The sequence below is a fragment of the Paraburkholderia domus genome (assembly GCF_905220705.1).
In the GTDB taxonomy this organism is placed as follows: domain Bacteria; phylum Pseudomonadota; class Gammaproteobacteria; order Burkholderiales; family Burkholderiaceae; genus Paraburkholderia; species Paraburkholderia domus.
This window is the reverse complement of sequence record NZ_CAJNAT010000037.1, coordinates 25,120-37,117: the sequence shown is the minus strand read 5'-3', so window position 1 is coordinate 37,117 and position 11,998 is coordinate 25,120. Positions and strand designations below refer to the sequence as shown.

Annotated in this window: 9 protein-coding genes; 1 reads left to right on the top strand and 8 read right to left on the bottom strand. The window is 63.2% G+C overall.

The window, feature by feature from the left end:
- Positions 1-49 precede the first annotated feature (49 nt).
- Entirely contained in the window at positions 50-751 is a 702-nt protein-coding gene (locus tag KHO31_RS34625) for a copper homeostasis protein CutC (RefSeq protein ID WP_201107898.1), read from the top strand.
- 6 nt (positions 752-757) lie between these two features.
- Here KHO31_RS34625 and KHO31_RS34620 read toward each other — a convergent pair whose 3' ends face one another.
- The 8 genes from KHO31_RS34620 to KHO31_RS34585 all read right to left on the bottom strand — a co-directional run bounded on the left by KHO31_RS34620 (position 758) and on the right by KHO31_RS34585 (position 11,728).
- Positions 758-4,345, bottom strand: coding sequence for an indolepyruvate ferredoxin oxidoreductase family protein (locus KHO31_RS34620; RefSeq protein ID WP_201107897.1), 3,588 nt, complete (start codon positions 4,343-4,345; stop codon positions 758-760).
- Positions 4,346-4,570: 225 nt separating this feature from the next.
- A complete protein-coding gene (locus KHO31_RS34615) occupies positions 4,571-5,545 on the bottom strand; it encodes an ion channel (RefSeq protein WP_201085900.1) in 975 nt (324 codons plus the stop codon).
- Between the two features lie 267 nt (positions 5,546-5,812).
- Positions 5,813-6,058, bottom strand: coding sequence for a hypothetical protein (locus KHO31_RS34610; RefSeq protein ID WP_115781641.1), 246 nt, complete (start codon positions 6,056-6,058; stop codon positions 5,813-5,815).
- Positions 6,059-6,119: 61 nt separating this feature from the next.
- Positions 6,120-6,350, bottom strand: coding sequence for a hypothetical protein (locus KHO31_RS34605; protein ID WP_201085899.1), 231 nt, complete (start codon positions 6,348-6,350; stop codon positions 6,120-6,122).
- A 133-nt stretch (positions 6,351-6,483) separates the two neighbouring features.
- Entirely contained in the window at positions 6,484-7,392 is a 909-nt protein-coding gene (locus KHO31_RS34600; protein WP_201072061.1) for a carbohydrate kinase family protein, read from the bottom strand.
- Positions 7,393-7,397: 5 nt separating this feature from the next.
- Positions 7,398-8,672, bottom strand: a complete 1,275-nt coding sequence (locus KHO31_RS34595; protein WP_201107896.1) for an AGE family epimerase/isomerase — start codon at positions 8,670-8,672, stop codon at positions 7,398-7,400.
- Positions 8,669-9,655: a LacI family DNA-binding transcriptional regulator gene (locus tag KHO31_RS34590; RefSeq protein ID WP_201072065.1), complete on the bottom strand. Its 987-nt coding sequence runs from the start codon at positions 9,653-9,655 to the stop codon at positions 8,669-8,671. Before KHO31_RS34590 ends, KHO31_RS34595 begins: the two co-directional genes overlap by 4 nt.
- Before the next feature lie 219 nt (positions 9,656-9,874).
- Positions 9,875-11,728 carry an EAL domain-containing protein gene (locus KHO31_RS34585; RefSeq protein WP_201107895.1) on the bottom strand — a complete coding sequence of 618 codons (1,854 nt, stop codon included), beginning with the start codon at positions 11,726-11,728 and terminating at the stop codon, positions 9,875-9,877.
- Positions 11,729-11,998: the final 270 nt, after the last annotated feature.

Here is an 11,998-nt window from a genome sequence, read left to right as displayed (position 1 = left end):
GACGGCGGTTCTGAGATCATGTCGTCTTTAACGACACACAGCCGCGCTTATGTCCGTCCTACTCGAAGTCATCGCCACCACCGTTGCCGACGCCCGGCTTGCCGCTGAGGCCGGTGCGAACCGCCTCGAACTCGTCACCGCGATGGGCGAGGGCGGTTTGACGCCGAGCCTTGGGCTGATCGAGGCGGTGATTGCAGCGGTTGAGATCCCTGCGAACGTGATCGTGCGGCCGCATAGCCGCTCGTTCGTGTACGACGCCGACGACTACGCCGTGATGCTGCGCGACGTGCGTGCAGTCAAAGCGGCCGGCGCGAACGGCGTGGTGATTGGCATGCTGACGGCAGACGGCGAGATCGATCGCGAAGGTCTCGCGCGTGCGATCGATGCGGCGGATGGCTTGGCGATCACCTTCCATCGTGCGTTCGACGAAACGCGTGATCTGCAAGAAGCGCTCGACGTGCTGCTCGGTTTCGATGTCGTGACGAATGTGCTGACCTCGGGTGGAAAGCCGTCGGTACTGCAGGCGGAGTCGATCATCCGTGAACTGGTACGGCAAGCGTCGGGCTCACATTGCACGGTGCTGGCGGGCGCGGGTTTGACCATCGACGCGGTTGCCGGCTTCGTGAGCGCGACGCAAGTTCAAGCGGTTCACTTCGGTTCGGGTGTGCGCGTTGGCGGCAACGGACCCGCGCCCGTCGATGCGGCGAAAGTCGCGCAGGTGAGAGCGCGACTGGACGCCAAGCGTAGCTGATTCGAATTACTTCGCGACGACCACCGGAATGCCGCGCAATTGCCCGGCGCCCTTTACCTCATCGAGCGACTTCTTCACCGACGGGCTCGTCGCTGCTTCGATCTGCAAGCGCGCAGCGAGATCCCGTTCGCCACGCTTCACACCCGCCAGATTCGCGAGCTTCACGTGACCATAACCGCGTACACGGGCATGCAGATCGGCGAGCTTCGCGACGTCTTCCAGATTGTCCGCGTTGAGCTTCGAGAACGCCCGTTGCAGGGTGGTTTCGTAGTCGTCGGCGAGCTCGCGCTCCATCTTGCGTTCCAGCGTCCGGCCGAACGGATCGAGCATCGTGCCACGCAGACCGCTGAATTTCGCCATCACGCCGAGCACCGGCCACATCCATTGACCGAAGGTCTTCTTGGTCGGATTCACGCCCGGTTGAGGACGCGTGAGCGTCGGCGGCGCGAGGTTGAACTTGATGCCGAAGTCTTTGCCCGCAACCCCTTCGAATTGCGCTTCCAGTGCTTCACGGAACGCGCTATCCGTATGGAGGCGCGCGACTTCGTATTCGTCTTTCACCGCGAGCAGGCGATAGAACGTGGTCGCCACCGCGCGCGCGATGCGTTCGCTCTTTGCGTCGACTGCGGTTTCGGCACGACGCGCTGCATCGACCAGCGCGCGATAACGCTTCACATAGCTCGCGCCACCATATGTCTGGAGACGGCCCTCGCGATGCGCGATCAATTCGTCGAGCGTATCGACGCGCACCACCTGCTTTGCCAGATGCCGTGCTTGCCACAGCGATTCAAGCGCAGCCGGGTCTTCCGCCGCCACACGCCCAATCGAAAACGCCAGTTGATTCATCTGCACCGCGACGTTGTTCAATTCGATCGCGCGCATCATCGCGGCGAACGATACCGGCACAAGACCGAGTTGCCAGGCATAACCGAGCATCAGAATGTTCGCGCCGATGGTGTCGCCAAGGAAGCGCGTGGCGAGCGCTTGGGCGTCGCACGTCGACATGCGATCAACACCCGCCGCGTGACGCATTTTGTCGATCAACGCATCGGCATGCAGCGTCGCGTCCGGGTTCGTGACGAAGGTCGCGTTCGGAATGGCGTGCGTGTTCACGACGATGCGCGTGCGGCCATGACGCACCGTTTGCAAGGCATCGGCGCTCGCGCCCACGACCATGTCGCAGGCGAGCAGCACGTCGGCCTGTTGCGTGTCGATACGCACCTGATTGAGCCACTCGTCGCGTGCGGCGAAGCGCACGAACGACAGCACCGAGCCGCCCTTTTGCGCAAAGCCCATGAAGTCGAGCACCGACGCGCTCTTACCTTCCAGATGCGCGGCCATGCTGATCAACGCGCCGACTGTCACGACCCCGGTGCCGCCAACACCCGTCACCAGAATGTCGTACGGCGCGGCGTCGAGATGCGTCGCCGGCATCGGCAATGCGTCGACGCGTGCAGCGAGCGCCGCCGGATCGAATGCAGCGCCCGCGGCTTTCTTTAGCTTGCCGCCTTCCACCGTGACGAAGCTCGGGCAGAAACCGTTCACGCAGGAATAGTCTTTATTGCACGACGATTGATCGATGCGGCGCTTGCGCCCCAACGCGGTCTCAACCGGTTCGACCGACAGACAGTTCGATTGCACGCCGCAATCGCCACAGCCTTCGCAAACTTCCTCGTTGATGAACAGACGCTTGTCCGGATCGGGAAACTCGCCTTTTTTCCTGCGACGCCGTTTTTCCGCCGCACAGGTCTGGTCATAGATCAGCACGGTCACGCCGTCGATATCGCGCAACGCGCGCTGCACCGTGTCCATTTCGCTGCGATGGTGGAACGTCGTGCCTTTCGGGAAGAGGTCGTGATGGCCGTCGTATTTCTCCGGCTCGTCGCTGACCACGACGAAACGCGACACGCCTTCGGCTTCCACCTGACGCGCGATCTGCGGCACCGAGATGCTGCCGTCGACCGGCTGGCCGCCCGTCATCGCGACGGCATCGTTATAGAGGATCTTGTACGTGATGGTGGTGTTCGCGGCCACCGCCTGGCGGATCGCGAGAATGCCGGAGTGAAAGTAGGTACCGTCGCCGAGATTCTGGAATACGTGGCGCGTTTTCGTGAACATCGAATGCGAGGCCCAATCGACGCCTTCGCCGCCCATCTGAATCAGGCCGGTCGTGTCGCGCTCCATCCACGACGCCATGAAATGACAGCCAATCCCCGCATGCGCGATCGAACCTTCAGGCACTTTCGTCGACGTGTTGTGCGGGCAGCCCGAGCAGAAATACGGCGTACGTTTCACGCTATCCGCGGCGTTCGAGAGGATTTGCGGCGCGACTAGATCGACCACACGCTCGCGGCGGTCCAACGCCGGCTTGTGCTTCGCGAGCCAGTTCGCGAACACCGGCAAAATCCGCGACGGCCGCAATTCACCAAGCGACGACAGCAGCAGCGTGCCGTCTTCGGCGTTCTTGCCGACCACGATCGGACGCGTGCCTTGCGTGCGGTTGTACAGGTAGTCTTTGATCTGCTGCTCGATGACCGGGCCTTTCTCCTCGATCACCAGCACTTCGGACAAACCGGACACGAACGCGTCGATGCGCGTCATTTCCAACGGAAACGACAAGCCGACCTTGTAGATGCGCACGCCGGCCGCTTCCAGATCGGCGACAGTCAGATCGAGCCGGCGCAGCGTTTCCATCAAGTCCAGATGCGCCTTGCCGCACGTGACAATGCCAACGTTCGCATGCGGACTCGGTGCAATCCATTTGTCGATGCTATTGGTGCGCGCGAAATGACGAACCGCGTCGAGCTTCGCGTGCATCCGCGATTCGATCGTCAGACTCGGCAGATCGGGCCAGCGGTTATGCAAGCCGCCGGCCGGTGCTTCGAAATCCTGCGGAATCGTCCATTCGGTTTGCAGCGAATCGAGGTCGACCGTCGAGCCGGATTCGACCGTCTCCGAGATTGCCTTGTAGCCGACCCATGCACCCGAGAAACGCGACAGCGCCCAGCCATAGAGGCCGAACTCGAGCATGTCGGCAATGTTCGACGGATTCACCACCGGCATGTGCCACGCCATCAACGCGAAATCGCTTTGATGCGGCATCGACGACGACACGCAGCCGTGATCGTCGCCCGCCACCACCAGCACGCCACCATGCGGCGAAGAGCCGTACGCATTGCCGTGCTTCAGCGCATCGCCCGCGCGATCCACGCCGGGGCCTTTGCCGTACCACATCGCAAACACGCCTTCGACGGTGCGCTCCGGGTCCGATTCCACCCGCTGCGTCCCGAGCACGGCGGTGCCGCCGAGTTCCTCGTTGATCGCCGGCAAAAAGCGAATATCACTCGCCGTGAGGAGTTTCTTCGCTTTCCACAATTGCTGGTCGACCATGCCGAGCGGCGAGCCGCGATAGCCGCTGATGAAGCCGGCGGTGTTCATACCGTGCGCGCGATCGGCTGCGCGCTGCATCAGCGCGAGGCGCACCAGCGCCTGTGTGCCGGTCAGGAAGATCCGGCCGCGCGTGGCGGTGAGGTTATCGGACAGCTTGTAGTCAGCGAGAGCGGGCGTGCCGTCGATGGGCAGGCGAGCGGTCATGGGTGAGTCTCCGTTGTTTTGCATCCGCGCCGTGGGTGGGGACCACAAAAGGTGACGCGGCGAAAGAGACTCTATTTTTTAGCGCCGATTGGAGTGAATTATTTCTACTTGCTCCGGCGTTCAACGAAACAGCGCGACGGGTCACACGTTTTAATGAAGTTTTGAGGTGGATCTGCCACGCAGCGGGCGGGTTCGGGTATGCCCTGGGGCGTTTTAATACTGCTTCTACGATGCGGGCGCTTTCTCCCTGGGCGCGGCGACCGGCGCCGAGTCGAGCGGCACGACCTCGTTGAAATGCGAGTAATCGATGTGACTCACACCGTTTTCCTCGCGCATGATGTCGACGAACCGATGTTGCCAGCGGATCAGCTCACAGGGCCACGTGTAGCGCGCCTGCATGGTTTGCGAGGTCGATTCGTCGACCCCTTCGAGCGTGAGCAGCAGCGACATGTCGCGGCCCTTGAGCGTTTCGGCGGTTTCGCCGAACAGCGGGCTGCTTTCGTCGATGACGTGCATCAGAACCCAGCCTAGTTTGAACACGGGATGCTGGTCGCGCACCAGCGTCAGATCGTAGAGCTTACGCAGCGTAAAACCTTCGACGGTGGTCTCCAGCCGCATGATGCGCAGCTTCGCACGCGCTTCAGCGATCACGTTCTGACGTGCGTTGGCGGCGCGCACCATCAACGTCATGCGGCCTTCGAGCGGCCGCACGACCGCGTAGCGAGCGAACATGATCTTGGCGTGTGGGCGTGAGAAACGCGCGAAGATCAGCCCGGTCGCCAACGCGATACTGGACATGCCGACAAAAATCTCCAGTGTCGCGATCCAGTGAGCGTAGACCGTTTGCGGATGCATGTCGCCATAGCCGACCGTCGCGAGCGTTTCGACGCTAAAGAAAAACGCGCCGCCGAAGCCCGATGGAAACTGATTGGCGATCGGTGCGTTGCCAACCATGTAGAGTGCGGCAAACACGGTGTTGAGCAGTAGAAACAAGACCCCGAGCGAGACGAAAAACGTCGGCCAGCGGACAACAAGTGCGCGGTGATAGAGATCCTGCCAGAGCGGCGTCGGCATGCCGTGCGCGATCACGACGCGATCATCCAGGCGCAATTCCCGGCTGCCGCGCGCGCGACGTTTCTGCGCACGCGCTTCGTCGTCGTCGGCGATGCTGGAAAGATGGTCTGGTGATTCGGTTGCCATCGCGTGCCCGTGGAGAGGAAGAACGCGTGAAGCGTAGCACGCCGGCTAGCGCGCGGAGGGGGATTGTCGGCGCGCTGAAGGGACGGTGGAGATAGTGCCTCAACGGCGGGTTGCACCGACGTCGAGGTAGGGCATCAACGGTGTGTTGCACGGGCACCGAGGTGGCGCTTCCAACACCCGCCTGCGGCACTTTGAGCGAGCGTTCAGGAGATTCGGCGATTCCGCTCGCTTGACGGACATGCCTCTATCAGTGCGCCCGCCGTAGGGCTACGGAAATGCCCGTGGCTTCGGAATGCCGGCGCCGTGTTCGATGTCGTCGACGGCTTGCTGGTGCGCTGCGGCGACTGCTTCGGCTTCGTCCGCGTAGCCATTGTCGCCGCCGACCGTGGTCCACGACTTGACGGCTTTCTCGCGATGCCGGATTTCGTATTCCGCGTCCCAGCGTGCGCCGTTGAGTTCGAGCGGGCGGACGTGAATCGAGTACACGCCGTAGAGGAAGAGCTGTTCAGCCATGGTCGCCTCCAGCCGGTTGATTCAGAGGTGGCGCAGTGCGATGGGCGCGGCGCCGGGTTGTTTAGAGTTCGATTTCCCCGAGGATGCGATGGGCGAGGGCCTTGGCTTCCTCGAAGGCTTCCTCGGGAGTGGCCGAGGTGGCTTCGACTTCGTAGACCGTGGTTTCCTGGTCTTCGGATGCTTCGCCTTCGTCGCGGGAAAGGGTGACCAAGCCCTGCCACGTGTCGCTTTGTACTTCTCTTACCGACGCGGTGGCCGTATAGATGCCTTTGGTGTAGGTGATGTCATCCATGGCGACGCTCCTTGTTCCAAAGGGTTGGAATTTTCATCCTAGCACGATGATCGAGATTCGGCTTTTCGCCTGCGCGGCGCCCGATGTGGGCAACCGATGTCGACAACGATACCCGCCGCACAAGGCAAAAAAACTACAGCAGCGCGACAACTTCGTCCAAAGAAGGTGCATGCGCGCCAGCGTGGCGGCAAGCCGCGGCGCCGGCGGCCAAAGCAAAGGCCAGGTGTTCCGGCCACGCCCGCTGCGGCGCCGTCATCAGGCTGAACAGCAAACCGCCGATAGAAGCATCCCCGGCGCCAACCGTATCGACCACTTCGACCCGAGGCGGCCGAGCCTCCACGACCATGGCGCCATCGATCAACATCGACGTCTCCGGCCCACGTGTCACCAGCACGGTGGCGGCAGGATTCATCGCCCGCAACTGCGCAAGCGCGCCGGCCTCGTCGTCCGTCTTGAACAGCATCCGTAAATCCTCGTCCGACACCTTGATCAGATCGGCTAGTGCAGCCATCTTCCGCAACGTGGGCTCGTACCCATGCTCCATCAGGTTCCGGTAATTCGGATCGAAACTGATCTTCACGCCGTGCGAGCGCAACTCGGCCGCCAACGCGGCAAGCGTAGCCCCAAGCGGCTGACGCACGAGGCTGATGCACCCAAAATGCGCCCACTTCACCTGCTCGATCCAGCCAGCCGGCAAGCGCGCCGGATCGAACGCCAGATCGGCGCCGTTCTCACCCATGAAAAAGTACGCAGGCGGATGCGTTTGATGAACGATCGCCAGCAGGGGCGGGCGCTCCACGCGCTGCATGAAGCGCATGTCGAGCCCCGCGGCAACGCTCGCGTTCCACAGTTCGTCGGAGAAGTTGTCGACGCCCAGCGACCCGGCGCATGCCGTCGGCAAACCGAGCCGCGCCACGCAGCGCGCGACGTTCCAGCCGGCGCCGCCAGGACGCGAGAGCCATTGCGAGGCGCCGGTCCGCACGAGATCGGTGAGGATGTCGCCGGCGGAGACGAAGAGGGGGAATTCGGTGTTAGCGCTCATTTTGCTTACTCCGCGGATTCGGATGCAGCGGCCGTGCCGTCAAGCAGTGCGTGCGCCAGCACCTCGTAGCACGCGCCCATCGTGTGATAGTCGGTCTTGCCGGCGGGACTCTTTTCGTCGCTGTATTTACGGTTGTCGCATGTGAGGATGCGGTACCACGCACCATACTTGTGATCGACGAAATGCGCCCAGCTGTAGCGCCAGATCTCGTCGTACCAGTCCCAGAAACGCTCGTTGCCGGTGCGCTTGCCGAGCAGCGCCGCGGTCGCGAACGTCTCCGCCTGAACCCAGAAATACTTGTCGTGGTCGCACACGGTGCCGTCCGGGCCGAAGCCGTAATAGAGGCCGCCGTGGTCTTCGTCCCAGGCATGCGTCATCGCGGCGTCGAATAGCTCGATGGCACGCGGCAGCAACCACGGCAATGGGCGATAGCGTTCCAGAATCAGCAGCAACTTGGCCCACTCGGTCTGATGTCCCGGCTGGAAGCCCCACGGACGGAAGATGTTCGAGCTGTCTTCCTCGTTGTAATGCCAGTCGACCGACCAGTCCGCGTGAAAGTGCTCCCACACGAGTCCTTGCGACAGCTTCGCCTGGCGCAGCGTGATGTTCGACGCCACCCGTTCCGCCCGATCCAGATAGACGAGATGTCCGGTTGCTTCGTGCGCGGTCAGCAGGGCCTCGGTGGTGTGCATGTTCGCGTTCTGGCCGCGGTACGAACTGACGCGCCAGTCGGGCGTCGCTTCGTCGGCATAGAGGCCGGCGGCGGCGTCCCAGAAGCGGTGCTCCATCAACTCAAAGGTCGCGCCGATCATCGGCCGGGCTTCCTCGATGCCGGCCATGGCCGCATGCGAATACGCGAGCAGGACGAACGCGAGGCCGTAGCAGTGGCGCGTTGCGTCGAGCGTGTGTTTCTTGCCGTCGCGCCATTCGAGTTCCCAGTCGTAGCCTTCGTGCTCGGCGTCCCAATGCGCTTCACGCAGGAAGCGCAGACCGTGGCGCGCGTACTCGAGATGTTGCGGGTCGCCGAACTGGCGATACGCCATCGCGTAGTTGAAGATGTAGCGGCACGTGCTCACCAGATGCCGCGTGGTCTTGTCGTAGACCGAGCCGTCGTCGCGGAAGAAATGGAAGAAGCCGCCGCTCGGATCGAGTACGTTCGGTGCGTAAAAGCGCAGCGTGTCCTGCACATGCGAGAGCAGAAAGTCGCGGCTGCGGAAGCTGTCGACGGGCGGCGCGGCAGCGGCGCCGTTGGCGGGGTGAAGCGGATCGGATTGCGTCATGGCGTTTTTACCAAAGTACTGGCACGGGCAATGAGATGGACGGGCAAGCGGACTTCGAGTTCAGTGGGGGCGTCTTCAAGCAGCAACTCGACGCCGCGCCGGCCGAGCGCTTCCTTGTCGACCGAAATGGTCGACAGCGGCGGCGTGGCATGAGCGGCGGCGGGAATGTCGTCGAAGCCGATGATCGCGATGTCTTCGGGTACACGGACGCCGCGCGCGAGGCACGCGCGTAGCGCGGCGAGTGCGGCGGCGTCGTTGTACGCGAATACCGCATCGGGCCGCGGGCCGGGCGCGTCGAGCAACTGGTGCATCGCGCGCGCGGCGCCGCTGTCGGGATCGAGGCCTGCGTCGATCGTGACTTCCAGCGAGGGGTCGAACAACAAGCCCGCTTCGAAAAACGCGCGCCGGTAACCGAGCGCGCGCTGGGCGATGCTGAAGTGCGCGAGCGAGCCGCCGATGAACGCAACGCGCTTGCGCTGCTGCGCGAACAGATGCCGCATGGCGAGCGTGGCGCCCGCTGCGTTGTCGAGATTCACCGAGCGCAGGCCCGGCGCCCACAGGTCGATCAGCACGAGCGGGCGTTGCATCGCCACCAGCGTGGTCAGCGTTTCGGGCTCGACGAAACCGGCGACCGCCACCGCGTCCGGCGCATGCAGGCGCATCTGCTGGATCACATCTTCGGTCGGGCCGGCGGTCAGCACGGACGGGACGATGCCGCGTTCGCGGCACGCGTCTTCCACGCCGTGCAGCACGTGCGAGAAGAACGGGCTGACGGCGAAGTTGTTGTGCTGGCGGTGCAACAGAAAGGTGAGGCGGCGGATGCGCGGACGCAACTGGGCCGCGTCATAGCCGAGCTGCCGCGCCGCTTCGACCACGCGTTCGCGCGTGGCTTCGGAAAGGCCGGGCTGATTCTTCAATGCGCGTGAGACGGTGCCGATCGACACGCTGGCCGCGCGGGCGACGTCGCGGATGGTTGTGGCCATCGAATGAAGCGGCCGCAACAGGGGGGCCGCACGGTGTTTGGGTTCGGGCGATTGTATAGTAAAACGTGGCTAAAACAGCCTCGCTAACGTGCGATGCGCACCCGGAAATACCCGTAGACAGTAGTGCTGGCCTGATTTATGTTGTTTAGTAAAAATTGCTAAACAAGGCGTTGGCGTTGGCGTTGGCGTTGGCGTTGGCACACCGGCGCAGCGGCACACTCAGTCGAACGGCATCGCCGCCACATCGGCCTGTCCACGTAACAGCGCCACGCTCTCATCCGCATCGATCAACACGAAGCCGCTCGTCTCGTGTTTTGCGCGCCGCTTCGCCAGCGCAGCGACAGACGCGATTTCCTCGCTGCTGTAAAACGAGGGGCCACCGTCCGACTCCACGCGCACGCAGCCGATCGTCATCGTCACGAAACCGAAGAAGGTCGGATTGCCGCGCCGGTCTTCACCGTGGATACCTCCGGCCAGCCGGTCGGTGGGCGCGTAAAAGCGCTGTGCGCCCTCGTTGAACAGGTGGATCGCGCGCAGCACGCGGTCCTGCCAGTCCTCGCTCTGGAACAGAATCAGGAAGTCGTCACCGCCGACGTGGCCCAGGAAGTCGCGGGTCGGGTCGCAGACGTCGGCCAGCACGGCGGCCGCGAATTTCAGCACTTCGTCGCCCTGCCAGTAGCCGTACTGATCGTTGAAGGGCTTGAAGTGGTTCAGATCGACGTAGCACGCGTAGAAGCCGGCGTCGTTGCCGAGCAGGCGGGCGATGTGCGAACTGATCGGGATGTTGCCCGGCAGGAAGGTCAGCGGGTTCGCATAGCGCGCGGCTTCGATGCGCACCTCGGTTACCGCGCGCACCAGGTTCTCGCCCGTGCCGAGGCCGGCATATTTGCCGTCGTTGTCAGTGATGACGAAGCCGTCGGCGAGATAACGCTGGTCGTCGCTCGCGAGCAGCTTGGCCATTTGCTCGACCGTCATCGATTGCTCGATGATCACCGGCGATGCGTTCGCAAACTGCAGGCATGGCCGCTTGCCGAACAGCTCGCGATGGTACGGCAGCGCGTAGCGGTCCATGAAGCTGCGGCGATTGATGAGCGCAACCGGTTTGTCGTGCTCGACCACCGCCACCGCGTGCAGTTCGGGCAGCCGGTTGAACAGTTCGAGCACGTCGTTGTTGGTCGCGTGGCGCGGTAAGGCGGGCGCATGCACCATCATCTTCGCCGACGTCATGCCGCCCGACGGCGACGCGCTGCTCACCGTGCGCGTGGTCTCCGGGAACACGGCAATGTGGCCGGCGCGCAGTGCGTCCCGGGCGTCGTCGGTGACGCTGCGAGCCGGCTGGGCATGCGGCCGGCCGAAGAAATAGCCCTGCCCGCAACCGATCCCCATGTCGCGCACCACGATCAGATCTGCCTCGTCCTCGATGCCTTCGGCCACCAGCCGTGCGCCGCTTGCGTTGGCGAAGTGCTGCATGGCGCGCACGGCTTCGAACTTGAGCGAATCGCTGGAGATGCCGTGGATGAAGAAGCGGTCGATCTTCACGACGTCCGGTTGCAGGCGCACCCAAAGATTCATGCTGGCGTTCGCGGTGCCGTAATCGTCGAGCGCGAATTGCGCGCCAGCCGTGCGCAGTGCCGCGATCACCGGCAGGAAGCTGGCGACATCCAGAATCGTGCTTTGCTCGGTCAGTTCGATCACGATCCGTTTCGGATCGATCCCGCGGTGACGCAGCAGCGCGAGCGCGTCGTCGCGTACTTCTGCCAACTGACGGATCGCGCCCGCGCTGAAATTGAGAAACAGCTTGCCGTCGAAATCGAGTCTCGCGAACGCATCGATGCAAGTACGCGCGGCGGCCCGCTCGAGCGCAATCGAGCAGCCTTCAGTGAGGGCTTGCGAGAACAAGGCGAACGGCGCTTCGAGCGGCGTGCCCGCCGGGCCACGGATCAGACCTTCGTAGCCGAGGATCGCGCCGTCGTCGAAATCGATGATCGGCTGGAATACGGCGGACAAGTCACGCCGGGCGATCAACTCCTCGATGCGCGGCGTAGCGGATCGGGAGGGCGAACGAGGTTGCATGGCAGTTAGGCGTAGCGATCGACCTTCGTCTTATCGACTCATCCTGCCTGGAATTAAGTGAACTTTTAGTGACGCGTTGCACTCCGTTGGTGCGCTGCGGCCTTGGACTTGTTGCTCGCTGGTTGTGCCACGGCCAGGACTTTGCCTATGTCATCCGGCTGAGGCGACAGCGGCGGCGTTTGAGCGTGAAATAACAAAAAAGCCGCACGAGGCGGCTTTCTTCAAATGACGCTCAGGGAGGGCGCTTATGAATGTCCTGTTTGCATTGCG